This is a genomic window from Burkholderia sp. 9779_493 (assembly GCF_015712215.1).
Taxonomy (GTDB): Bacteria; Pseudomonadota; Gammaproteobacteria; order Burkholderiales; family Burkholderiaceae; genus Burkholderia; species Burkholderia cenocepacia.
In genome coordinates, this window is record NZ_JACCQA010000005.1 from 228355 (window position 1) to 252731 (window position 24377).

The following is a 24377-nucleotide window of genomic DNA, read 5'->3' on the forward strand; positions in this document are numbered from 1 at the left end:
CGCATCGAGGACATTTCATGAGCGCAACCGATACCCAACCCGATCTGATCCTGCACAACGGGCGCATCACGACGCTCGATCGTGCGAACCCGGTCGCGACCGCCGTCGCGATCAAGGACGGCCGCTTCGTCGCGGTCGGCGGCAATGCGGAGATCGTGCCGCTCGCGGGCCGTGCGACGAAGGTCGTCGACCTCGACGGCCGCACCGTGCTGCCGGGCCTGATCGACAACCATACGCACGTGATTCGCGGTGGCCTGAATTACAACCTGGAGCTGCGCTGGGACGGCGTGCGGTCGCTCGCGGTCGCGATGGAGATGCTCAAGCGCCAGGTCGCGATCACGCCCGCGCCGCAGTGGGTGCGTGTGGTCGGCGGCTTCACCGAGCACCAGTTCGCCGAGAAGCGGCTGCCGACGATCGCCGAACTCAATGCAGTCGCACCCGACACGCCGGTGTTCATCCTGCACCTGTACGACCGCGCGCTGCTGAACGCGGCCGCGCTGCGGGTGGTCGGCTACACGAAGGACACGCCGGAGCCGCCGGGCGGCACGATCCTGCGCGACGACGCGGGCAACCCCACCGGCCTGCTGCTCGCGAACCCGAACGCGACGATCCTCTACGCGACACTCGCGAAAGGCCCGAAGCTGCCGTTCGAGTATCAGTACAACTCGACGCGCCACTTCATGCGCGAGCTGAACCGGCTGGGCGTGACGGGCGTGATCGACGCGGGCGGCGGTTCGCAGAATTATCCCGATGACTACGAAGTGATCCGCAAGCTGCACGACACGGGCGAGATGACGGTGCGGATCGCGTACAACCTGTTCACGCAGAAGCCGAATGCCGAGAAGGAAGACTTCGTGAACTGGACCAGGAGCGTCACGTATCACGACGGCACCGACTATTTCCGTCACAACGGCGCGGGCGAGATGCTGGTGTTTTCCGCGGCCGACTTCGAAGACTTCCGCGTCGCGCGCCCGGACCTGCCCGCGCAGATGGAAGACGATCTCGAAGGCGTCGTGCGTGTGCTCGCGCAGAACCGCTGGCCCTGGCGCATGCACGCAACCTACGACGAAACGATCAGCCGCGCGCTCGACGTGTTCGAGAAGGTCAACGAAGACATCCCGCTCGAAGGGCTGAACTGGTTCTTCGATCACGCGGAAACGATCTCCGAGCAATCGATGGACCGGATCGCCGCGCTCGGCGGCGGTATCGCGGTGCAGCACCGGATGGCGTACCAGGGCGAATACTTCGTGGAACGTTACGGCGCGCGCGCCGCCGAGGCGACGCCGCCCGTCGCGAAGATGCTCGACAAGGGGCTGAAGGTGTCGGCCGGCACCGACGCGACGCGTGTCGCGTCGTACAACCCGTGGGTGTCGCTCGCGTGGCTCGTGACGGGCAAGACGGTCGGTGGCCTCAGAATGTATCCGCAGCGCAACCTGCTCGATCGCGAAACCGCGCTGCGGATGTGGACCGAATACGTGACGTGGTTCTCGAACGAAGAGGGCAAGAAAGGGCGCATCGCGGTCGGGCAACTGGCCGACCTGATGGTCCCCGATCGCGATTTCTTCACCTGCGCGGAGGACGATATCGTCGGCACGAGCGCGTTGCTGACGGTGGTCGGCGGCAAGATCGTGTGGGGCGCGGGGCCGTTCGCGTCGCACGACGCGCCGATTCCGCCGGCGATGCCCGACTGGTCGCCGGTGCGCGAGTACGGCGGCTATGGCGGCTGGGGCGCGACGCAGCGCAACGGCGCGCCGTTGCAGCGCGCGGCAGCGGCCGCCGCGGCGTGCGGCTGTTCGAGCGCGTGCAACGTGCACGGGCATGCGCATGCGGGCGCATGGGGCCGCGCGTTGCCGACGTCGGACGCGAAGGGCTTCTGGGGTGCGTTCGGCTGTTCGTGCTGGGCGGTCTGACATGGCGGCCCCGACCCACCGCGGCGGCGCCGGCAATCCGGCGTGGGTCCGCGCGCTGCTCGCGCAGCCGGGGGTGCTGCCGCTCGCGCGGCTCGCGCTGGTGTCCGCGTATCTGATCGGCGGCGTCGCGAAGGCGCTCGACTTTCACGGCGCGGTGGCGGAGCAGGCGCATTTCGGCCTGCAGCCGGCTGCGCTGTGGGCGGCGCTGGCGATCGCGGTCGAGATCGCCGGCTCGCTGTGCGTGGTGTTCAACCGCTTCACGTGGCTCGGCGCCGGCAGCCTCGGCATGCTGACGCTGGTCGCGATGGCCGTGGCCAACGATTTCTGGAACCGGACGGGCACCGAGCATTTCATGGCGCTCAACAGCTTTTTCGAGCATCTCGGGCTGATCGCGGCACTCGTGCTCGCGACCCGGCTCGCCGATGCACCGCACGCGGCCGATGATGGCCGCTCCAATCGATGACGATGCAACAACCAGGAAAGCCTTTCATGAAAACGATTCGTTCAGTGCTGCTCGCCGCGATGTGCGCGGGCGGCCTTGCCGGTGCGCCGGCGGCGTTCGCGAAACCGCCGGTGCCGCCGGCGGTCGCGCCGACGGTGGCGGTCGGTCCGCAGTACGACACGACCCACGTGTGCGTCGCGCCGGAAGACTTCGACCGCTTCACCGACAGCTTCGTCGCGACGTTCGGCGGCACGAAGTCGAAGCAGGGCGTGTTCCAGGTCACGCCGACGCCGAGCCAGACGATGTCGCAGCTGGTGCTGACGCCGGTCGGCACGATCTCGGTATTCGGCTTCAAGACGCCGATCCCGTATCCGTTCTGCGCGGAACGCACCGGCTATCTCGTGACCGACATGGACGTCGCGGTGAAATCCGCGCGCGAGCACGGCGCCGACGTGATCGTCGACACGTTCCCCGATCCGATCGGCCGCGACGCGATCATCGCGTGGGCGGGCGACGTGAAGATGCAGCTCTACTGGCATACCCAGGCGCCGCACTACGACGCGTTGCAGACCATCCCCGAGAATCGCGTGTACGTGTCGCCGCAGAGCGTACGCAAGTTCGTGCACGATTTCGTCAAGTTCTCGAAGGGCAAGGTGGTGTCCGACGACCTGAAGGCGCCGGGCATCGAAATCGGCCGGCCGAACGACACGTACCGCCGCATTCGCATCGAATCGGGCTTCGGCAAGATGACCGTGCTCGCGACCGATGGTCACCTGCCTTACCCGTTCGGCCGCGAGATGACCGGCTACGAAGTGGCCGATCTCGCCGCGACGCTGAAGCAGGCACAGGCCGCGGGCGTGACGGTGCTCGTGCCGGCCTTCACGTCGGACGGCCGCGACGCGGCGCTCGTGCAGTTTCCGGGCGGCTACGTCGCCGAGATCCACGCGAGCGCGGCGCGATGAAGCACGAGGATACGATCCTTGCCGCGGTGGCCGGCTTCGTCGACACGCTGAGCTTCGTCGCGCTGTTCGGGCTGTTCACCGCGCACGTCACCGGCAACTTCGTGCTGATCGGCGCGGGCATCGCGGGCTTCGGCCAGGGCGTCGTGCTGAAGCTCAGCGTGTTTCCTGCGTTCGTGTGCGGCGTGATCGCGAGCAGCCTGATCGCGCGGTCGATGGCCGCGCGGCCGGCCTGGCAGGGCACGCGCATGCTGCACGCGGTGCAGGCCGTGCTGCTGCTCGGGTTCTGCGCGGCCGGCGTGTGGGCGACGCCCGTCACGCAACCGGACAGCCTGCCGGCGCTCGTGGCCGGCATCGTCGGCACGTTCGCGATGGGCGTGCAGAATGCGCATCCGCGCGTGATCGCGCGCGCGGGCGGCGTGCCGAACACGGTGATGACGGGCAACGTGACGCAGGCGATCCTCGATGCCGTCGACATGCTGTCGCCCGGCACGGCGGACAGCGCGCGTGCGACGGCGCGGGCGCGCTTCGCGAAGATGCTGCCGGCGATCGTCGCGTTCGCGCTCGGCGCGGCATGCGGCGCGCTCGGGTTTCGCGCCGTCGGGTTTCTTGCATTGCTCGCGCCCGTCGGTGCGCTGGCGGCGCTGGCGCTGGGGGCGGCGTCGCCAGCGGCCGGCACGACCCCGCGGGAGCCCGCATGATCGAGCGTCGGCGAAGCGGGCGCCGCGGCCGCCACTTCGAGCGGGCCGCGCGCGTGTCGATCGTCGCGGGATTGATGCTCTCGGGCGCCGACGCGGCGTTCGCGGAAACGGCAGCCGCGTCGGCGTCGACGCCGACATCGAGCGCGTCATCGGCCTCGGCGCCCGCGGCCACCAGCGCATCGACGTGCCCGGCCAAGCGTCCCGCAGTCCTGTTCAACCGCTGGCAGGAAGACTGGTCGGTGCTCGCGAATCCCTGTGTGCCGCGCGCGCCGCTCGACGGGCTGAAAGCCATTGCGCTCGGCAACGATCCGTCCTCCTATCTGTCGCTCGGCGTGAACCTGCGCGAGCGGCTCGAAACCAACGACGCGCCGCTGTTCGGCATCGGCGCCGCGCAATCGGATACGTACCTGATCCAGCGCGTCGAAGTGCATGCCGATGCGCATCTCGGCCGGCACTGGCAGTTCTTCGTGCAGTTGCAGGATGCGCGCGCGTTCGGCAAGAACACGATCGCGCCGGTCGACCGCAATCCGCTCGATCTCGAACAGGCGTTCGCGACCTACACGGGCGCGCTCGGCGGCGGCACGCTGAAGTTCCGCGTCGGCCGTCAGGAGATGGCGTTCGACTTGCAGCGCTTCATCGCCGCGCGCGACGGCCCGAACGTGCGGCAGGCGTTCGATGCGGTGTGGGTCGACTACGAGTATCGGAAGTGGCGCTTCATCGCGTATGCGACGCAGCCGGTGCAGAACCGTACCGTGTCCACGTTCGACGACGTGTCGAATCGCGATCTCACGTTCAGCGGCGTGCGCTTCGAGCGGCAGTCGGTCGGGCCGGGCGATCTGTCCGGCTACTGGTCGCGCTACAACCGCGGCCACGGGCGTTTCCTCGACGCGAGCGGCCCCGAGCATCGCGACGTGTGGGACGTCCGCTACACGGGCACGCACGGCCGCTTCGACTGGGACCTCGAAACGATGCTGCAGACGGGCACGGTCGGCAACGACACGATCGCCGCATGGGCCGTCGGTTCGATCGCCGGCTACCGGCTCGACGCGCCGTGGTCGCCGCGCATCGCGCTGCAGGTCGACGCGGCGTCGGGCGACCGGCATCCGCGCGATGGCCGGATCGGCACGTTCAATCCGCTGTTTCCGAACGGCTACTACTTCACGCTCGCCGGCTACACCGGCTACTCGAACCTGATCCACGTGAAGCCGTCCGTGACGCTGAAGCCGTCGCCGAACCTGTCGCTGCTCGGCGCGCTCGGCTTCCAGTGGCGCGAGACGACCGGCGACGCCGTCTACCAGCAGGGCAATGCGGTCGTGCCGGGTACCGCGGGCAAGGGCGGGTTGTGGACGGGGATGTACGTGCAGCTGCGTGCGGACTGGACGATCGCCGCGAACCTGATCGGCGCGCTCGAGGCCGTGCATTTCCAGGTCGGCGATGCGATCCGGCAGGCGGGCGGGCACAACGCCGACTACGTCGGCGTCGAGCTGAAGTACGGCTGGTAAGGCAAGCGCGCAGTCACGCGGACCCATGAACAAGGGCGGCCAGAAGGCCGCCCTTCGTTCGTTCGGAGCCGGCATCGCCGCCGGCTCGTTCGCGGTGACCGCGATGCGATTACAGGTTCGGCGACAGCGCGAGCGCGTTCGTCAGGTCGCCCATCGGCTGGGCGCCGTTCGCCTTCAGCGCGTCGTCGCGTTGCTGCAGGCCGGCGAGGCGCGGCAGCGAGAAGCGGCGCGTGATGAAGCGCAGGATCGAACCCGTGTCGTACTGCGTGTGGTCGACGAAGCCCTTCTTCGCGAACGGCGACACGATCAGTGCCGGAATGCGGGTGCCCGGGCCCCAGCGGTCGGCGGTCGGCGGCGCGGCGTGATCCCAGAAGCCGCCGTTTTCGTCGTACGTGACGACCACGACCATGTTCTTCCACTGCGGGCTGGCCTGCAGGTGCGCGATCACATCGGCGATGTGCTGGTCGCCGGACGTGACGTCCGTGTAACCCGGATGCTCGTTCAGGTTGCCTTGCGGCTTGTAGAACGCGACCTGCGGCAGCGTGCCCGCGTCGATTGCCTTGATGAACTCCGCGCCGTTCGCGCCACCGTCGAGCAGGTGCTGCGCGCGGCTCGCGGTGCCCGGCGCCTGGTTCGCGAAATAGTTGAACGGTTGGTGGTGCGGCTGGAAGTTCGGCGTCGACAGGTCGGCGCCGTAGATCACGTTCGATGTGCCGTTCTGGCTCGCCTGCAGCGCCTGGCCCCACGCGCCGCCATACCACGCCCACGACACGCCCGCGTTGGTCATCAGGTCGCCGATGTTGGTCGCCGTCTGCGGCGGCATCGTCGACGGATTGGCCGGGTCGGCCAGCAGCGGATCGCCGCCCGCGGCCGCCTTGTTGCCGCTCGGCTGATACGCCGGCTGCATCGTGTTGATGCCGTAGAAGTCCGGCGTCAGCGCGCCGTCGTTGACGAACTTCGGCGGCCCGCTCAGCGCGGAAGCCGGCGAGTTCGTCGCGACCTTCAGCGACTTGCCGTCGGCGTTCAGCACGGCGATCTTGCCGGCCGCCGGGCTCTTGTCGGCGTTCGGGTAGTACGGCGCGCACGCGCAGATCAGGTACTGGTGGTTCAGGAACGAGCCGCCGAACGCGCCCATGAAGAAGTTGTCGGCGAGCACGTACTGCTGCGCGATCTTCCACAGCGGCAGCTTCGACGGATCGGCCGTGTAGTGGCCCATCGTCAGGCCGCCCGCGTCGGTCCATGCGGCGTACATGTCGTTCTTGCCGCCGTTGATCTGCATCTGGTCCTGGTAGAAGCGGTGCACGATGTCGCGCGTCGCGATGCTCATCGACTGGTTGAAGCCGTTCGGATCGTCGATCGCGAACGGCGCGTTCGGCAGGTTCGCCGTCATCGCCTCGGTCACCGCCGGCGTGATGCCGGTCGCGGTCAGGCCGCCCCAGATCTTCGGCAGCGTCGCCATCGTCGAGCCGTCGCGGTCCTTCTGCACCGAATTCGCGGCCGTCGCGTTCTGCAGACCGTTCGCGCCCGGGAAGTTGCCGTACAGGTTGTCGAAGCTGCGGTTTTCCGCGTAGATCACGACGACGTTCTTGACGGCCGACAGGCCCTGCTGCGTCACGTCGTCGCCGCCGCAGGCGGTCAGGCTGAGCGCGGCCGCAAGGGCGATCGGCGTGTAGCGAATCCAGGCGTGCTTCTTCATGCGATGTTCTCTCTCATTCGTCGTTGGTCGCGTGTGGGAACCGGGTGGCGGAGGGCCGGCGCGCGAACCTCGCGGTACCGCCCGGCTGCGCGCATTATCTGGAACCGATTTGACAGCCGGGTGTAGGGACGCTTTCAATTGACTGTCGGTTGAACGTCATCCAACGGTCACGGAACTGACATAAGCTCCGGCCGATTGCCCACCGCTACCAGAACAACGACGATGCACACCTTTCTGAAATCCTTCGCGTTCGCGCGGTCGCTGGTCCCCGCCGCGGCGACGCTCGCGGTGGCTGGCGCGCTCGCCGCGCTCGTCGGTTGCGACGCGCAGCCCGGCACGACCGCGTCGGCCGCGTCCGTCGTCCCGGCGGCGCAGGCTGCTCCGGCCGCCCCGGCGGTCGCGCCGGCTCGCCAGCCGCAGACGCGCGCGCAGGTGTTCGAGGGCGTGAAGCAGATGACGGCGCTCGGCAAGCAGCTGTTCTTCGATCCGTCGCTGTCCGGGTCCGGCAAGCTCGCTTGCGCGTCGTGCCATAGCGCCGAGCATGCGTTCGGGCCGCCGAACGCGCTGTCGGTGCAGTTGGGCGGCGACGACATGCACCGTACCGGCTTTCGCGCGGTGCCGTCGCTGAAGTACCTGCGCGGCATCCCGCCGTTCAGCGAGCACTTCCACGATTCGCCGGACGAAGGTGACGAAAGCGTCGACGCGGGTCCGACCGGTGGGCTGACCTGGGACGGCCGCGTCGATACGCGCGATGCGCAGGCGCGCATTCCGCTCCTGTCGCCGTTCGAGATGAGCAGCTCGCCTGCGCGAGTCGCGAAGGCGGTCCGCGCCGCGCCGTATGCCGACGCGTTCCGCAAGGCGTTCGGCGACCAGGTACTCGGCGACGACCGGGCGACGTTCGATGCGGTGCTGCGCGCGCTCGATGCATTCCAGCAGCAGCCGGCGCTGTTCGATCCGTACACGAGCAAATACGACGCATATCTGGCCGGCCACGCGCAGCTCACACCCGCCGAGTTGCACGGGCTGCAGCTGTTCAACGACGAGAAGAAGGGCAATTGCGCGAGCTGCCACATCAGCCAGCGCACGCTCGAAGGCGGCCCGCCGCAGTTCAGCGATTTCGGGCTGATCGCGATCGCGGTGCCGCGCAACCGCGCGCTGCCGGTCAATCGCGACCCGCGCTTTTACGATCTCGGCGCCTGCGGTCCCGAACGCACCGACCTGAAGGGGCGCGACGAATTCTGCGGGCTGTTCCGCACGCCGTCGCTGCGCAACGTCGCGCTGCGCAAGACGTTCTTCCACAACGGCGTGTATCACTCGCTCGAGGACGTGATGCGCTTCTACGTCGAACGCGACATCCATCCGGAGAAGTTCTACCCGGTCGTGCACGGCAAGGTGCAGATCTACGACGACCTGCCGAAGCGCTACTGGCCGAACATCAACCGCGAAGCGCCGTTCGACCGCAAGCGCGGCGACCAGCCGGCGCTGAATACGGCCGAGATCAAGGACGTGATCGCGTTCCTGGGCACGCTGACTGACGGATATCAGCAAACGGCCGTCGCCGCCAAGCCCTAGAAGGCCTTCATCGCAGCACGCATGCTATGCTCGCTCGCTGACGGGCGCGGTGCGTGCCGGTTCGCCGGCATGCACCGCGCCTTTCGATCGAACATCCAAGGAGAAAAACATGTCGATGCGTGCATCCCTTTCCGTCGTCACGCGCGTGCTGGCCGGCGCCGCGTGCGCAGCCGCGATGCTGCCCGCCCACGCGCAGAACAACCTGAACTTCCTGAACGACACGCCGATCAGCTATTTCAGCAAGACCGACCGCGCGTCGCTTTCCAAGGCAGTCGTGCAGGCGCGCGACGAAGGCAAGGACGGCGAAACCACGACGTGGCAGAGCAGCGGCCGCGGCACGCAGATCGACGCGAAGCTCACGCCGAGCACGACCGAGGCGGACGGCAAGACCTGCCGCGAAGTCGCGACCGAAATCACCGCGAAGGGCCAGACGATGACGCTCAAGCCCGTCTATTGCAAGACGGCCGCGGGCAAGTGGCAGCTGCAGAAGCGCTGAGCACGCGCATGACGAAGCGGGGCGGCGCGCCGCGCACGGTATCGTGCGGCGTCGTGATCCTCGATGCGGCCGGTCGCGTGTTCCTCGCGCATGCGACGGACACCACGCACTGGGACATCCCGAAGGGGCAGGGCGAACCGGGCGAGACGCCGGCCGACGCCGCGCTGCGCGAACTGCTGGAGGAAACCGGCATCGCGTTCGCGCCGGCGCGGTTGCTCGATCTCGGCCGCTTCGCGTACCGGCACGACAAGGACCTGCACCTGTTCGCGGTGCAGGTGGCCGACGGCGAAATCGATCCCGCGCACTGCACGTGCACGTCGCTGTTTCCGAGCCGTCGCGACGGCTCGATGATTCCCGAGATGGACGCGTACCGCTGGACCGTGCCGGGCGACATCGACACCTATGCGAGCCGCAGTCTCGCGCGGCTGTTTCGCACGAAGCTGTCGCTGGCGGACTTGCATCGGCGGTTGTCGGGCGCGTGAACGGGCGCCGCGGCTTCCGTTTTCGCCTGCCGTTCTTCGGCCCGCGCCCATGAAAAAACCGGCTCCAGGGCCGGTTTTTTCATGCCGAGGCAGCGGCGGCTTGCGAGCCGCGCGCTACCGCGCGGAGCAGGCCGTCAGGCCGGCTTGCCCCAGCTGTCGCGCAGCCCGACGATCCGGTTGAACACCGGCTTGCCCGGCTTCGAATCGACACGGTCTGCAACGAAGTAGCCGTGGCGCTCGAACTGCAGGCGCGTTTCCGGCGCGACGTCGCCGTTGCCCGGCTCGAGGTACGCCTGCACGATCTTCTTCGAATCGGGGTTCAGCGCCTCGAGGAAGTTCGCGCCGCCCGCGTCCGGGTGCGGCTCCTTGAACAGGCGGTCGTAGATCCGCACTTCGGCCGGCTGCGCGTGCTTCGCGCTGACCCAGTGGATGTTGCCCTTTACCTTGTACGTGTTCGCGCCTTCGGTGCCCGACTTGCTGTCCGGGAAGTAGTTGCAGTGCACGGCCGTCACGTTGCCGTCGGCGTCCTTGTCGAAGCCCGTGCATTCGATCACGTAGCCGTAGCGCAGGCGGACCTTGTTGCCCGGGAACAGGCGGAAATAGCCCTTCGGCGGGTTTTCGACGAAATCCTCGCGCTCGATCCACAGTTCGCGCGAGATCGGGAACGTGCGCACGCCGCGGTCCGGATGGTGCGGATGCACGGGCGCCGTGCACGCTTCCTCGAGGTCTTCCGGATAGTTGTCGATCACGAGCTTCAGCGGATCGAGCACCGCGACCGTGCGCGCCGCCTTGTCGTCGAGGTCGTCGCGCAGCGCGCCTTCGAAGATGCTCATGTCGATCCACGAATCGATCTTCGTCACGCCGATCCGCTCGCAGAACAGGTGGATGCTCTCCGGCGTGAAGCCGCGGCGGCGCACGCCGACGATCGTCGGCATCCGCGGGTCGTCCCAGCCGTCGACGTGGCCTTCGGTGACGAGTTGCAGCAGCTTGCGCTTGCTGGTGATCGCGTACGTGAGGTTCAGCCGCGAGAATTCGATCTGTTGCGGCAGCGGGCGCGTGAACACGCCGGCTTCCGCGAGTTCGTTCAGCACCCAGTCGTACAGCGGGCGGTGATCCTCGAATTCGAGCGTGCACAGCGAATGCGTGATGCCTTCGAGCGCATCCGAGATGCAGTGCGTGTAGTCGTACATCGGATACACGCACCATGCGTCGCCGGTGCGGTAGTGGTGCGCGTAGCGGATCCGGTAGATCACCGGGTCGCGCATGTTCATGTTCGGCGACGCCATGTCGATCTTCGCGCGCAGCACGTGCTCGCCTTCCTTGAACTCGCCGGCCTTCATCCGGCGGAACAGGTCGAGGTTCTCTTCCGGCGTGCGCTCGCGGAACGGCGACGGCTTGCCGCCTTCGGTCAGCGAGCCGCGGTTCGCGCGCATTTCGTCGGCGCTCTGGCTGTCGACGTACGCCTTGCCGCGCTTGATCAGCAGCTCGGCGAACTCGTACAGCTTGTCGTAGTAGTCGCTCGCGAAATACTGATGATCCACCGCGTCCTTGCGCCAGTCGAAGCCGAGCCAGCGCACCGCGTCGACGATCGAGTCGACGTATTCGACGCTTTCCTTTTCCGGGTTCGTGTCGTCGAAGCGCAGGTGGCACACGCCGCCGTAGTCGCGCGCGACGCTGAAGTTCAGGCAGATGCTCTTCGCGTGACCGATGTGCAGATAGCCGTTCGGCTCGGGCGGGAAGCGCGTCTCGACGCGGCCGCCCCATTTGCCGGTGCGGTTGTCGTCGTCGATGATGTTACGGATGAAATTGGAAGCCGCGGGGGCGTCGTTGCGTTCGGTGCTCATGCGGTTGGCGTCAGGTTGTGTCGGCGCGTCGCGCCGGTTTAATCCTGTAATTCTACCTGACCGGGGTCCGTCCCGCGCGGCCTGCCGGTCCGGCGCCGTCCGTTCGCGATGCGTACCGCAATATATCGAGTGTGTGTCGGCTGTAACACGACGTAAATCGGATTGCCGGCGCCGTTCGGGTTTTCCTATGATGGCTTTACCGATTCAATGCCGCCATTCGCAATTTTTGCGTGGCGGGAGGAAGCCAATAATCATGATGAAGAAGACCACTTTTCTCGTTCGTACCGCGGTGATCGTCGCGGCCCTGTCGCAACTCGGCGCATGCGCGATGACGCATACGCAACGCAATGCCGGGATCGGCGCGGCCGCGGGCGGCGCGCTCGGCTACCTGATCACGGGCGGCCCGGTCGGCACGGTGGCCGGCGCGGCGGCAGGCGGCCTGGTCGGCGCCGGCGTCCGCTGATCCCCGCCGGCAGGCGCCCGCGACGCGGGCGCCACGCATGCCGGCCGGTCGTGACGCCTCCCTGAGTGCATCACGACCCGCACGAACGTCACGCACATCCCCCGGATTTCGACAGGCACCATCAGGGAGAGGCGGGTGTGCGACACTGCGTCGACGCTACAACACGATTCCATTCGTCGACCAACCCTTCCATGACCGACTCCGTCGTTTTCGTCTTGCCGGGCTACGCCAATTCGGGCCCGCTTCACTGGCAGAGCCGTTGGGAGCGCGCCGACGCGCGCTTCTCGCGGGTCGCGATGCCCGACTGGGACCGTGCGTTCCGCAACGGCTGGTGTCTCGCGCTCGACCGGGCGGTCGAAGCCGCGCGCGGGCCCGTGCTGATCGCCGGCCACAGCCTCGGTACGCTGACCACCGCTTGGTGGGCGACCCGCTACGCACGCCCGGCCGCGCTCGCGAAAGTGCGCGGCGCGCTGCTCGTCGCATTGCCCGATCCCGCGGGGCCGGCGTTCCCGGTCGACGCGCACGGCTTCGGCCCGGTGCCGCACGAGCGATTGCCGTTTCCGACCTGCGTCGTCGCGAGCAGCGACGATCCGTACGGTTCGCTCGCGTTCGCACGCGGCTGCGCGCATGCGTGGGGCAGCGCGTTCCGCGACATCGGCCCGCGCGGCCACATCAACGCCGACAGCGGGCTCGGCGACTGGCCGGCCGCACGCGGCTGGCTCGACGCGCTCGCGCGCTAGCCGGGCCGTTCGCCGCCGCGCGAGCCTGACGCGTCAGATCGCCTGTTTCGCCTTCAGCGCGGCAATTCGCTCGTCGTCGTAGCCGAGCATGTCGCGCAGCACCTCTTCCGTCTGCGCGCCGAGCAGCGGCGGGGCGGTGCGTGCGTCCGGCGGCGTCGCGCTCATCCGGATCGGGTTGCGCACGAGCTTCACGTCCGCGCCGCACGGGTGCGGCAGCGCTACCTGCATCCCGCGCGCGACCACCTGCTCGTTGTCGAACACCTCGTCGAGATCGTTGATCGGCCCGCACGGCACGCCGGCCGCTTCGAGTGCGCCGATCCAGTCGGCCTTGCCGCGCGCCTTCACCATTTCCGCGAGGATCGGCACCAGCGTGTCGCGATGGCGCACGCGCGACGGGTTCGTCGCGAAGCGCTCGTCGTCGGCCAGCTCGGGCCGGCCGCCGGCTTCGACGAACTTGCGGAACTGCCCGTCGTTGCCGACCGCGACGATGATCCAGCCGTCGCTCGTCTGGAACGTCTGGTACGGCACGATGTTCGGATGCGCGTTGCCCCAGCGCACCGGCGGCTTGCCGCTCGCGAGGAAGTTGGTGTTCATGTTCGCCAGCAGCGCGACCTGCACGTCGAGCAGCGCCATGTCGATGTACTGGCCTTCGCCCGTGCGGTCGCGGTGCGCGAGCGCGGCGAGCACGGCGATCGTCGAATAGAGGCCGGTCGCGAGATCGGCGATCGCGACGCCGGCCTTCTGCGGGCCGCCGCCCGGCTCGCCGTCGCGCTCGCCGGTGATGCTCATGAAGCCGCCGATCCCCTGCACGATGAAGTCGTAGCCCGCGCGGTGCGCGTACGGGCCGGTCTGGCCGAAGCCGGTGACCGAGCAGTAGACGAGATCGGGCTTCACCGCGCGCAGCGCGTCGTAGTCGAGCCCGTATTTCTTCAACTGACCGACCTTGTAGTTCTCGAGCACGACGTCGCTCTGCGCGGCGAGCTCGCGCACGATCCGCTGGCCCTCGGGCGTCGCGATGTCGATCGTCACCGAGCGCTTGTTGCGGTTCGCCGCGAGGTAGTACGCGGCCTCGGCGGTATCCGCGCCGTCCGCGTCCTTCAGGTACGGCGGCCCCCAGTGGCGCGTGTCGTCGCCGGCGCCCGGGCGCTCGACCTTGATCACGTCCGCGCCGAAATCGGCAAGGGTCTGCGCGCACCACGGGCCCGCGAGCACGCGGGTGAGGTCCAGCACGCGGATATGGCTCAGGGCACCCATCGTCGAATCGTCTCCTTTCATGGCTGGCCTGCCTTGCCGGGCAAGGCCGATTGGCATGCCGAGCATCTTAAGGCGAATCGGCCGCGCGGGTGGCCCAGGCCGGTCGTCCGGCGCAGCGGGCCGCCGCCGCTTGGGCGGGCGGTCTGTATCGTATAATCGATCGTTTCCGAATCCATGCCGCCGCGCGCCCCGCCTGGGGCGCCGGCGTTTGAAGCCGTCTTTGCCAGACTGTCCCCGCACGCCATGAAAGCTGCCGAAATCCGCGAGAAATTCCTCAAATTCTTCGAATCGAAGGGCCACACGATCGTCCGCTCGTCGAGCCTCGTGCCCGGTAACGACCCCACGCTGATGTTCACGAACTCGGGCATGGTCCAGTTCAAGGACGTCTTCCTCGGCACGGACCCGCGCCCGTACTCGCGCGCCACGACGGCGCAGCGCAGCGTGCGCGCGGGCGGCAAGCACAACGACCTCGAGAACGTCGGCTACACGGCGCGCCACCACACGTTCTTCGAGATGCTCGGCAACTTCTCGTTCGGCGACTACTTCAAGCACGACGCGATCAAGTTCGCGTGGGAGCTGCTGACCACGGTCTACCAGCTGCCGAAGGAAAAACTTTGGGTCACCGTCTACCAGGAAGACGACGAGGCATACGACATCTGGGCGAAGGAAGTCGGCGTGCCGACCGAGCGGATCATCCGGATCGGCGACAACAAGGGCGCGCGCTACGCATCGGACAACTTCTGGACGATGGGCGACACCGGCCCGTGCGGTCCGTGTACCGAGATCTTCTACGACCACGGCCCGGACGTGTGGGGCGGGCCGCCGGGGTCGCCTGAGGAAGACGGCGACCGCTACATCGAGATCTGGAACCTCGTGTTCATGCAGTTCAACCGCGACGCGCAGGGCAACATGACGCGCCTGCCGAAGCAGTCGGTCGACACCGGCATGGGCCTCGAGCGTCTCGCCGCGGTGCTGCAGCACGTGCACAGCAACTACGAGATCGACCTGTTCCAGAACCTGATCAAGGCCGCCGCGCGCGTGACCGAGATCAGCGACCTCACGAACAACTCGCTGAAGGTGATCGCCGATCACATCCGCGCGTGCTCGTTCCTGATCGTCGACGGCGTGATCCCCGGCAACGAAGGCCGCGGCTACGTGCTGCGCCGGATCGTGCGCCGCGCGATCCGCCACGGCTACAAGCTGGGCCGCAAGGGCGCGTTCTTCCACAAGCTGGTGGCCGACCTCGTCGCCGAGATGGGCACCGCCTACCCGGAGCTGAAGGAAGCCGAACAGCGCGTGACCGACGTGCTGCGCCAGGAAGAGGAGCGCTTCTTCGAGACGATCGAGCACGGCATGTCGATCCTCGAGGCCGCGCTGGCCGACGTCGACGCGAAGGGCGGCAAGGTGCTCGACGGCGAACTCGCGTTCAAGCTGCACGATACCTACGGCTTCCCGCTGGACCTGACGGCCGACGTGTGCCGTGAGCGCGGGATGACGGTCGACGAGCCGGCGTTCGACGACGCGATGGCGCGTCAGCGCGAGCAGGCGCGCGCGGCCGGCAAGTTCAAGGCCACGCAGGGCCTCGAATACTCGGGCGCGAAGACCACCTTCCACGGTTACGAGGAAATCGCGTTCGACGACGCGAAGGTCGTCGCGCTGTACGTCGACGGCTCGGCCGTCAACGAAGTGAAGGCCGGCCAGGATGCGGTCGTCGTGCTCGACCACACACCGTTCTACGCGGAATCGGGCGGTCAGGTCGGCGACCAGGGCGTGCTCGCGAACGCCGCGACGCGCTTCGCGGTGGCCGACACGCTGAAGGTGCAGGCCGACGTGATCGGCCATCACGGCACGCTGGAGCAGGGCACGCTGAAGGTCGGCGACGTGCTGCGCGCGGAAATCGACGCGCAGCGCCGCGCGCGCACGCAGCGCAACCACTCGGCCACCCACCTGATGCACAAGGCGCTGCGCGAAGTGCTCGGCGCACACGTGCAGCAGAAGGGTTCGCTCGTCGACGCGGAAAAGACCCGCTTCGACTTCGCGCACAACGCACCGATGACCGACGACGAAATCCGTCGCGTCGAGCAGATCGTCAACAACGAGATCCTGGCGAACGCGCCGGGCATCGTGCGCGTGATGCCGTACGACGAAGCGGTGAAGGGCGGCGCGATGGCGCTGTTCGGCGAGAAGTACGGCGACGAAGTGCGCGTGCTCGACCTCGGCTTCTCGCGCGAACTGTGCGGCGGCACGCACGTGCACCGCACCGGCGACATCGGCCTGTTCAAGATCGTCGTCGAAGGCGGCGTCGCGGCCGGCATCCGCCGGGTCGAGGCGATCACCGGCGACAACGCGGTGCGCTATGTGCAGGAACTCGACGCACGCGTGAACGAAGCGGCCGCGGCGCTGAAGGCGCAGCCGTCGGAACTCACGCAGCGCATCGCGCAGGTGCAGGACCAGGTGAAGTCGCTCGAGAAGGAACTGGGCGCGCTGAAGTCGAAGCTCGCGTCGAGCCAGGGCGACGAGCTCGCGCAGCAGGCCGTCGAGATCGGCGGCGTGTACGTGCTGGCCGCGACGCTCGACGGTGCCGACGCGAAGACGCTGCGCGAAACGGTCGACAAGCTGAAGGACAAGCTGAAGAGCGCGGCGATCGTGCTGGCGGCCGTCGAAGGCGGCAAGGTCAGCCTGATCGCGGGCGTCACGCCGGACGCGAGCAAGAAGGTCAAGGCCGGCGAGCTCGTGAACTTCGTCGCGCAGCAGGTCGGCGGCAAGGGCGGCGGCCGTCCGGACATGGCGCAGGCAGGCGGCACCGAGCCGGCGAACCTGCCGGGCGCGCTGGCCGGCGTGAAGGGCTGGGTCGAAGAGCGGCTCTGATCGTTGCACGACCGATGCGATGCCGTCGCCCCGACGGCATCGCGTGAATCGAAAAACGACCCGATCGGCAGGCGCCGGTCGGGTCGTTTCGTTTGTGCGGTCGAGGCGTGTCGATCGATGCGGCGACGCGCGGGCACGGGTCAGGCCGGTACGGTCACCGTCGGCTTCGTCACGTCGCCGGGCTGCCGCGCGGTGTCGGTGAGCGCATCGCGCAGCGCGGCGAGCGCCGCCGACGCATAGCCCCGCCGCCACGCGAGCAGCGTGTCGATCCCTTCGAGTTCGGGAATCCTGTGCGCGGCGATGTTGCCGGTCTCGGGCTGCAGATCGAGCACCGAACGCGGCGCGACCGCGATGCCCGCGCCGGCCGCGACGCACGCGACGATCGCGTGATACGAGCCGAGCTCGAGCACGCGGGCCGGCTTCACGCCGTGCGCCGCGTACCACTGCTCGACGTACTTGCGATACGTGCAGCCGCGCTCGAACGCGATCAGCGTCGGTAGGATCACGTCGCGTGGCGTGCGCACCGGCGGATGGCCGCGCGGCGTGAGCAGCACGAGATCCTCGCGGAAGATCGGCACGGTCTCGAACGTGTCGGGCAGCATGTCCGGCTCGGGCGGGCGCGCGAACAGCGCGGCGTCGACCTCGAAGTCGCGCACGCGGTCGATCAGCCAGCCCGTCGTGCCCGTCAGCAATTCGAGCGACACGTCGGGCCACGCGTGGTGATAGCGCGCGAGGATGGTCGGCAGCCGGCTCGCGGCCGTGCTTTCCATCGTGCCGAGCCGCAGCCGCCCGCGCGGCGTGTCCTCGCGCACCGCGTCGCGCGCCTCGTCGGCGAGCGCGAGCAGGCGCTCCGCGTACGGCAGCAGCGTTTGCCCGGCCGGCGTCAGCACGAGTCGGCGGCCGTCGCGCACGAACAGCGCCGCGCCGAGTTCCTCCTCCAGCTGCTTGATGCGCGTCGTGACGTTCGACTGCACGCGATTGAGCTTGGCCGCCGCGCGCGTCACGCCGTTCTCGCGCACGACCGCCCGGAAAATCGCCAGCGCCGCCAGGTCCATGATTCTCTCCGAGGGATGAGTCGATTCTTAATTATTCATTTTTCGAGAATGGTTGGTCAAGCTAGGATGGACCCATTCCGATTTCCGATCCGGCTGGCGCGCGCGAAGCGCCGGCCCATGCCGCCATGTCCCGCTTCGATGCTCCGCCTGCCGCCGCCCGCGTGCCTTCGTCCGACCAGGCCGACCGCCGCGCCCGCGCGGCCGCGCTCGCCTGCATGGTCGGGCTCGCCGTCGTGCTCGGCGTCGGCCGTTTCGCGTTCACGCCGCTGTTGCCGCTGATGCTCGCGGACGGCTCGATCGGCCTGAAAGCCGGCGGCTGGCTTGCGTCCGCAAACTATGCGGGCTACTTCGTCGGCGCGGCCAGTTGCGCGGCGCTGCACGTCGCGCCGGCGCGGATGGTGCGCTTCGGGCTCGCGGCGACCGTGCTGCTGACCGCCGCGATGGGCATCGGTCACTGGCTGCCGGCGTGGCTCGTCGTGCGTTTCGTCGCGGGCGTCGTCAGCGCATGGACGTTCGTGTTCATGTCGCAATGGGGGTTGCGGCGTCTGGCCGAGCTGGCTGCGCCCGAATGGAGCGGGGTGATCTACGCGGGGCCGGGCGTCGGCATCGTGGTGACGGGGCTGATCGGCAGTGCGCTGGCCGGCCAGCATGCGGCGGTGGGCTGGCTGGGTTTCGCGGCGTTGTCGGCCGTCCTGTCGGTCGCGATCTGGCGCACGTTCGGTGCAGCGCCGGCCGTGGCGCACGCGCAGCCAACGTCGACCGCTGCCGCGCCCACCGGTGCGCCGGTCGCCCCGGCGGCGCGGGCCGCCCCGCGAAGCCGTCGCGCGGACGCCGCGTGGCTCGTCGTGCTGTACGGCGCACCGGGCTTCGGCTACATCATCACCGCGACGTTCCTGCCGGTGATCGCGCGCGCCGCGCTGCCGGCCGGTTCGCCGTGGCCCGACCTGTTCTGGCCGATGTTCGGCGCGGCGCTGATCGTCGGCGCGATCACCGCCGCGCGGCTACCTGGCCACTGGGACAACCGGCTGCTGCTGGCGGCCGGCTGCGCGACGCAGGCGCTCGGCATTGCGGCCGGGATCGTGTGGCCGAACGCGGCCGGCTTCTCGATCGGCAGCGCGTTGCTCGGCCTGCCGTTCACCGCGATCACGCTGTTCGCGATGCGCGAGGCGCGGCGCCTGCGCGGCGAGCGCGCGGCCGGGCTGATGGGTTACGCGACCGCCTCGTATGGCGTCGGGCAGATCCTCGGGCCGCTCGTCGCGGCGCCGCTGGCCGCGCGCTTCGGGTCGTTTACGCCCGCGCTGTGGGTCGCGGTGGCCGCGCTGCTGATCGGCGCCGCCGGCTTCGCGGCGACCGCCGCGCGCGGGCGCCGATCATCCCGGCGCGGGTAGGGCCGGATCGTCTCCGGCGCGGGCAAACTCGCTAGAATGAAGCCTTTCCCGCGCCGAGCGGGTGCGCGGGCAGCCGGCAGGCGGCCGTCCGGCGCCCGCCAGATTCCCATCGATGACCACCGCCGACTACCGTTTTTGCCCGCGCTGCGCGAGCCCGCTCACCGAGCGGGCCGATCCCGACCATGAGGGCGGCCGCGTTCGCCAGGCGTGCCCCGACGAGTCGTGCGGCTACGTGCACTGGAACAACCCGCTGCCGGTCGTCGCCGCGATCGTCGAACTCGACGGCAAGATCCTGCTCGCGCGCAACGCGGCGTGGCCCGAAGGGATGTTCGCGCTGATCACCGGCTTTCTCGAAAACGGCGAGACGCCCGAGGACGGCATCGCGCGCGAGGTGTTCGAGGAAACCGCGCTCAAGGCCGAGCAGGTATCGCTCGTCGGCGTGTACGAATTCATCCGCAAGAACGAACTGATCATCGCGTACCACGTGCGGGCGTCGGGCACGGTGTCGTTGTCGCCGGAACTGCTCGAGTACAAGCTCGTCGATCCGCCGCTGCTGCGCCCGTGGCGCGCCGGCACGGGCGTCGCGCTCGCCGACTGGATGCGCGCGCGCGGCCTCGATTTCGAATTCGTCGACCGGCCGGGGCAGTGACGGGCCGGCCTGCCCGCAGGGTTTCATCCGCCGCGGCGCGCGCGATCGCGACGCGGCGCTTCGTCGCCGGCCGGCGCGCCGCGTCGTGCGGCCGCCACGCGTCGTCTTCGCCGTCGTCATCCCCATCGTTCCCTTCGCTTCCATCGTCCTGACCGCCATCGCCATGTCCGACAAGCCACAGCCGCGTCCGCGCGACGCCTATCGCCACTTCCTGCCGATCACGACCCGCTGGATGGACAACGACGTTTACGGGCACGTGAACAACGTCGTCTACTACAGCTACTTCGACACCGTCGTGAACGAGTACCTGATCCGCGCGGGCGTGCTCGACGTCGAGCACGGGCAGACGATCGGGCTGGTCGTCGAGACGCAGTGCAACTACTTCGCGCCGCTCGTGTTCCCGCAAGCGGTCGACGCGGGGCTGCGCGTCGTGAAGCTCGGCACGTCGAGCGTGCGCTACGAAGTCGGGCTGTTCGCGCAGGGCGATGCGTCACCCGCCGCGCAGGGGCACTTCGTGCACGTGTACGTCGATCGCGGCACGCGCCGTCCGGTGCCGCTGCCCGACGCGCTGCGCGCCGCGCTCGAACCGCTCGCCGCCTGACGCCACGCGGTGCACGCGTTCGCGCTCCAGGCCTTCAACGGCCTCAGCTACGGCTTGCTGCTGTTCCTGCTGTCGGCCGGCCTCACGCTGATCTTCAGCGTGCAGGGCGTGCTCAACTTCGCGCATGCGAGCTTCTACATGCTCGGTGCGTACGTCGGCTACGGCATCGCGGCCTGGGCGGGCTTCTGGTCCGCGCTCGTGCTCGCGCCGCTCGCGGTCGGGCTGCTCGGCGCCGGCTGCGAACGCGCGCTGCTGCGCCGTGTGCAGGCGCGCGGCCATACGAGCGAACTGCTGCTGACCTTCGGTCTCGCGTACCTGATCGGCGAGGGCGCGAAACTCGCGTGGGGCCTCGCGCCGCTGCCGGCGCCCGTGCCGCCGCTGTTCGACGGCGCGCCGGTGACCGTGTTCGGTCTCGCGTTGCCGCGCTACCGGCTGTTCATGATGGCGATGTCCACGACGATGCTGGTCGCGCTCGGCGTGCTGCTGCGTGCGTCGCGTATCGGGCTCGTCGTGCGCGCGGCGCTCACGCATCGCGCGGCCGTCGAGGCGCTCGGCTACGACGTGCCGCGCGTGATGACGGCGCTGTTCGGCGCGGGCACCGCGCTCGCGGCGCTGGCCGGCGTGATCGGTGCGCCGCTCGCGGTAATCGAGCCCGCGCTGGCCGAAACCGTCGGGTCGGTCGTGTTCGCGGTGGTCGTGATCGGCGGGCTCGGCTCGCTCGGCGGTGCGTTCGTCGCGTCGCTCGCGGTCGGTTTCGCGCAGACCTTCGCGGCGGCGAGCGACACGTCGCTGCGCGACCTCGTGCAATGGACGGGCATCGCGCTGCCGGATAGCGTCGCCGCCGTGTCGATCGCGCAACTGGCGCCGCTGGTGCCGTACCTGCTGCTCGTCGCGGTGCTGGTCGCGCGACCGCGCGGGTTGTTCGGCGAGCGTGTCGATGCATAGCCGCGCATTGGCCGGATCCGCGCGCTGGGCGCTGTTCGCCGCGTGCGTCGCGCTGCCCGCGTGGCTGTGGCCGCACGGCGCGGTGCTCGGCTATCTCGCGCAGACGGCCGCGCTCGTCGTGCTCGCGCTGTCGTACAACCTGCAGCTCGGCACGACCGGGCTGCTGTCGTTCGGGCATGCGGCGTTCGCGGGCCTCGGCGCGTTCGCGGCCGCCCACTGGTTCAATCGCGTCGGCGGCCCGCTGCCGCTGTTGCCGCTCGTCGGCGGCGCGGCCGGCGCGGGCTTCGGGTTCGTCGCCGGGCTGCTGGCGACGCGCCGCTCCGGCACCGCGTTCGCGATGATCACGCTCGGGCTCGGCGAATGCGTCGCGGCGGCCGCGTGGAGCGTGCCCGCGTGGTTCGGCGGCCTCGGCGGCGTGCCGATCGACCGGGCGAGCGGCGCGTCGTGGGGCAACGGCTATTTCGGCGCGCCGGCGCACGCGTATGCGGTGATCGCCGCGTGGTGCGTCGTGTCGGCGTGCGCGATGCATGCGTTGACGCGCACGCCGCTCGCGCGGCTCGCGAACGCGGTGCGCGACAACCCGGCGCGCGTCGCGGCGCTCGGCACCGATCCGCGCCGCGTGCGGCTCGCGATGGTGACCTGCGCATCGTTCTTCGCCGGCATCGCCGGCACGCTGACGCTGATCGACGTCGAAATCGCGACGCCCGACAGCGTGTCGATGGCGCGCTCGGCGACCGTGCTGATCGCCGCGGTGATCGGCGGCACCGGCGCATTCTTCGGGCCCGCGGTCGGCGCGGCCGTGCTGACCGCGCTGAGTATCGTCGTCGCGGGCGTGTCGCGCGCGTGGGCGCTGTATCTCGGCGTGTTGTTCGTCGCGGTCGTCGTGGCCGCGCCGGGCGGGATCGCCGGCATTGCGCAAACGCTCGCGCATGCGCTGCGCCGCGGCGCGCCGGCGGCCGAGCGGTGGCGCGTGCTGTGCGGCGTCGGCGCGTGCGCGTTCTGGGGCGTCGCGATCGTCTGCGCGGCCGAGCTCGGCTATGCGTGGCGGTTCGCGCAGGACGACGGCACGGGCCTCGCGTTCGGTGCGTGGGGCATCGATGCCGATACGCCGGTCGGCTGGGCCGTCGCATGCTCGGCGGCCGGCATCGGCACACTGCTGTGGGGCTGGCGCGCGCGGCTCGCGCATGACGCGGCAGCGACTCCGCGGGAGGACGCGCGATGAACGGCAACGCGATCGCGCTTCACGGCGTCGTGCAGCGCTTCGGCGCGCAGACGGTGCTCGACGGTGTGGATTTGAGCATCGCGGCCGGCGAGCGTCACGCGCTGATCGGGCCGAACGGCGCAGGCAAGTCGACGCTGTTCGGCGTGATCGCCGGGGCGACGCGGCCGACGCGCGGGCGTGTCGTGCTGCACGGCGTCGAGCTGCGCGGACGCGGGCCGGTCGTCGCGAGCCGCCTCGGCATCGGCCGCAGTTTCCAGCAGACGAGCGCGTTCGCGCGGCTGACCGTATTCGACAATCTGCGCTGCGCGGCGCTGCATGCGCCGGCCGAACGGCGGCGCTGGTGGAACCGGCTGCGCGAATCGGCGTCGATCGATCTCGCGGCCGCGCGCGTGCTGCACGACGTCGGCCTCGACGCGCGGCGCGACACGCCGGCCGGCGAACTGAGTTATGCGGAGCAGCGCGCGCTCGATCTCGGGATCGCGCTTGCAAGCGGCGCGCGTACGCTGCTGCTCGACGAGCCGACGGCCGGCATGAGCCGCGCGCAGGCGGCGCGGATGATCGCGCTGATCCGCGCGACGACGCAGGGCCGCACGGTGCTGATGATCGAGCACGACATGGACGCGGTGTTCGGGTTCGCCGAACGCATCACGGTGCTCGTGCGCGGCGCGGTGGTCGCGACCGGCGCGCCCGACGCGATCCGCGCCGATTCGCGCGTGCGGGCCGCGTACCTGGGCGAGGGCGCGACATGAGCGCCGTGCTCGACATTCGCGGGCTGCGCGCGTGGTACGGGGCGCAGCCCGTGCTCGACGGCGTCGATCTCGCGCTCGCGCCGGGCGAGACGCTCGCGCTGCTCGGTCGCAACGGCTCGGGGCGTTCGACGCTCGCGAAGGCCGTGATGGGGCTCGTACGCACGGCCGGCTCGGTGCGCATCGCCGGCGCCGAATGCACGGGCGCGCGCACGTTCGAAATCGCGCGGCGCGGCGTCGCTTACGTGGCTGAAAGCCGCGACGTGTTCCCGCTGCTGACCGTGCGCGACAACCTGCGGCTCGGTTTGCGCGGCGCGCGCGGCACGGCCGAACGCGCGGCGCTCGACCGCCTGTTCGACCGGTTTGCGCTGCTGGCCGCACGCGCGGACGTGAAGGCGGGGCGGTTGTCGGGCGGCGAGCAGCAGGTGCTCGCGCTGGTGCGCGCGCTCGCCGGCCGCCCGCGCGTGCTGATCGTCGACGAGCCGGCCGAAGGACTCGCGCCGCTCGCGGTCGATGAAGTCGGCGCGTGCCTTGCCGCGCTGCAGGCCGACGGCGTCGCGATCGTGCTGATCGAGCAGCGGTTGCAGCTCGCGCCGCGGCTCGCGCGGCGCGTGGCGGTGATGGGGCGGGGACGGATCGTCTACGACGGCGCGCTCGACGGGCTGGGCGGCGAAGTCGCCCACGCATGGCTGAGCGCCGGCTGACGACGCCCGATCGATTGTTCGGCAAACTCCGCCAGTCAATTCGCTTCAAGCCGCTTTATCGCTGCGGTGCCGCACAAGTACATTGCCAGTCAGGCCGGTCGCCATCACGACGCAACGATGCAACGACGCATCACCGCC

22 protein-coding genes are annotated in these 24377 nt (G+C 69.5%); 18 read left to right on the top strand and 4 right to left on the bottom strand.

Annotated elements, in window-relative coordinates:
• Window positions 1-17 precede the first annotated feature (17 nt).
• The 5 genes from H0X95_RS07175 to H0X95_RS07195 are packed head-to-tail and all read left to right on the top strand — an operon-like array spanning window position 18 to window position 5514.
• Complete coding sequence (locus H0X95_RS07175; RefSeq protein WP_196445993.1) at window positions 18-1910, top strand: amidohydrolase; 1893 nt, start codon at window positions 18-20, stop codon at window positions 1908-1910.
• 1 nt (window position 1911) lies between these two features.
• Window positions 1912-2373, top strand: a complete 462-nt coding sequence (locus tag H0X95_RS07180; RefSeq protein ID WP_196445994.1) for a DoxX family protein — start codon at window positions 1912-1914, stop codon at window positions 2371-2373.
• A 26-nt stretch (window positions 2374-2399) separates the two neighbouring features.
• Entirely contained in the window at window positions 2400-3314 is a 915-nt protein-coding gene (locus tag H0X95_RS07185) for a glyoxalase (protein WP_196445995.1), read from the top strand.
• Window positions 3311-4012: a YoaK family protein gene (locus H0X95_RS07190; protein ID WP_006497734.1), complete on the top strand. Its 702-nt coding sequence runs from the start codon at window positions 3311-3313 to the stop codon at window positions 4010-4012. The genes H0X95_RS07185 and H0X95_RS07190 overlap by 4 nt, the downstream gene beginning before the upstream one ends.
• On the top strand, window positions 4009-5514 hold the full coding sequence (locus H0X95_RS07195; protein WP_069352003.1) for an alginate export family protein: 1506 nt from the start codon (window positions 4009-4011) through the stop codon (window positions 5512-5514). Before H0X95_RS07190 ends, H0X95_RS07195 begins: the two co-directional genes overlap by 4 nt.
• 109 nt (window positions 5515-5623) lie before the next feature.
• On the opposite strand, the gene H0X95_RS07200 is transcribed toward H0X95_RS07195, so the two are convergent.
• Window positions 5624-7210 (bottom strand): acid phosphatase, encoded by a 1587-nt coding sequence (locus tag H0X95_RS07200; RefSeq protein WP_006490385.1) that lies wholly within the window; start codon window positions 7208-7210, stop codon window positions 5624-5626.
• Between the two features lie 222 nt (window positions 7211-7432).
• Here H0X95_RS07200 and H0X95_RS07205 point away from each other — a divergent pair, with 222 nt between their 5' ends.
• The 3 genes from H0X95_RS07205 (at window position 7433) to H0X95_RS07215 (ending at window position 9760) form a co-directional block, all read left to right on the top strand.
• Window positions 7433-8782 (top strand): cytochrome-c peroxidase, encoded by a 1350-nt coding sequence (locus H0X95_RS07205; RefSeq protein WP_196445996.1) that lies wholly within the window; start codon window positions 7433-7435, stop codon window positions 8780-8782.
• A gap of 109 nt (window positions 8783-8891) precedes the next feature.
• Entirely contained in the window at window positions 8892-9278 is a 387-nt protein-coding gene (locus tag H0X95_RS07210; protein ID WP_006482251.1) for a hypothetical protein, read from the top strand.
• Window positions 9279-9286: 8 nt separating this feature from the next.
• Complete coding sequence (locus tag H0X95_RS07215; RefSeq protein ID WP_034200688.1) at window positions 9287-9760, top strand: NUDIX hydrolase; 474 nt, start codon at window positions 9287-9289, stop codon at window positions 9758-9760.
• Between the two features lie 134 nt (window positions 9761-9894).
• Here the strand turns inward: H0X95_RS07215 and H0X95_RS07220 are convergent, their stop codons facing one another.
• A complete protein-coding gene (locus H0X95_RS07220; RefSeq protein WP_006482253.1) occupies window positions 9895-11604 on the bottom strand; it encodes a glutamine--tRNA ligase/YqeY domain fusion protein in 1710 nt (569 codons plus the stop codon).
• 253 nt (window positions 11605-11857) lie between these two features.
• Between H0X95_RS07220 and H0X95_RS07225 the strand changes: the two genes are divergently transcribed.
• Window positions 11858-12067, top strand: coding sequence for an ornithine acetyltransferase (locus H0X95_RS07225; protein ID WP_006497729.1), 210 nt, complete (start codon window positions 11858-11860; stop codon window positions 12065-12067).
• Between the two features lie 191 nt (window positions 12068-12258).
• Window positions 12259-12807 (top strand): RBBP9/YdeN family alpha/beta hydrolase, encoded by a 549-nt coding sequence (locus H0X95_RS07230; protein ID WP_006489670.1) that lies wholly within the window; start codon window positions 12259-12261, stop codon window positions 12805-12807.
• A 33-nt stretch (window positions 12808-12840) separates the two neighbouring features.
• On the opposite strand, the gene H0X95_RS07235 is transcribed toward H0X95_RS07230, so the two are convergent.
• Complete coding sequence (locus H0X95_RS07235) at window positions 12841-14061, bottom strand: CaiB/BaiF CoA transferase family protein (protein WP_034200686.1); 1221 nt, start codon at window positions 14059-14061, stop codon at window positions 12841-12843.
• Between the two features lie 243 nt (window positions 14062-14304).
• Here H0X95_RS07235 and alaS point away from each other — a divergent pair, with 243 nt between their 5' ends.
• Complete coding sequence (gene alaS, locus H0X95_RS07240) at window positions 14305-16929, top strand: alanine--tRNA ligase (protein WP_006497726.1); 2625 nt, start codon at window positions 14305-14307, stop codon at window positions 16927-16929.
• A 140-nt stretch (window positions 16930-17069) separates the two neighbouring features.
• On the opposite strand, the gene H0X95_RS07245 is transcribed toward alaS, so the two are convergent.
• Window positions 17070-17984, bottom strand: coding sequence for a LysR family transcriptional regulator (locus H0X95_RS07245; RefSeq protein WP_006489674.1), 915 nt, complete (start codon window positions 17982-17984; stop codon window positions 17070-17072).
• A 125-nt stretch (window positions 17985-18109) separates the two neighbouring features.
• Between H0X95_RS07245 and H0X95_RS07250 the strand changes: the two genes are divergently transcribed.
• The 7 genes from H0X95_RS07250 to H0X95_RS07280 all read left to right on the top strand — a co-directional run bounded on the left by H0X95_RS07250 (window position 18110) and on the right by H0X95_RS07280 (window position 24239).
• On the top strand, window positions 18110-19372 hold the full coding sequence (locus tag H0X95_RS07250; protein WP_080331238.1) for a YbfB/YjiJ family MFS transporter: 1263 nt from the start codon (window positions 18110-18112) through the stop codon (window positions 19370-19372).
• 112 nt (window positions 19373-19484) lie between these two features.
• Window positions 19485-20021, top strand: a complete 537-nt coding sequence (locus tag H0X95_RS07255) for an NUDIX domain-containing protein (protein WP_006494058.1) — start codon at window positions 19485-19487, stop codon at window positions 20019-20021.
• A gap of 163 nt (window positions 20022-20184) precedes the next feature.
• Entirely contained in the window at window positions 20185-20622 is a 438-nt protein-coding gene (locus tag H0X95_RS07260) for an acyl-CoA thioesterase (protein WP_006485994.1), read from the top strand.
• A 9-nt stretch (window positions 20623-20631) separates the two neighbouring features.
• Complete coding sequence (locus H0X95_RS07265) at window positions 20632-21567, top strand: branched-chain amino acid ABC transporter permease (RefSeq protein ID WP_058901373.1); 936 nt, start codon at window positions 20632-20634, stop codon at window positions 21565-21567.
• Window positions 21560-22789, top strand: a complete 1230-nt coding sequence (locus H0X95_RS07270; RefSeq protein WP_062910751.1) for a branched-chain amino acid ABC transporter permease — start codon at window positions 21560-21562, stop codon at window positions 22787-22789. The genes H0X95_RS07265 and H0X95_RS07270 overlap by 8 nt, the downstream gene beginning before the upstream one ends.
• Window positions 22786-23538 (top strand): ABC transporter ATP-binding protein, encoded by a 753-nt coding sequence (locus H0X95_RS07275; RefSeq protein ID WP_058901375.1) that lies wholly within the window; start codon window positions 22786-22788, stop codon window positions 23536-23538. The genes H0X95_RS07270 and H0X95_RS07275 overlap by 4 nt, the downstream gene beginning before the upstream one ends.
• Complete coding sequence (locus tag H0X95_RS07280; protein ID WP_194131257.1) at window positions 23535-24239, top strand: ABC transporter ATP-binding protein; 705 nt, start codon at window positions 23535-23537, stop codon at window positions 24237-24239. The genes H0X95_RS07275 and H0X95_RS07280 overlap by 4 nt, the downstream gene beginning before the upstream one ends.
• Window positions 24240-24377 lie beyond the last annotated feature (138 nt).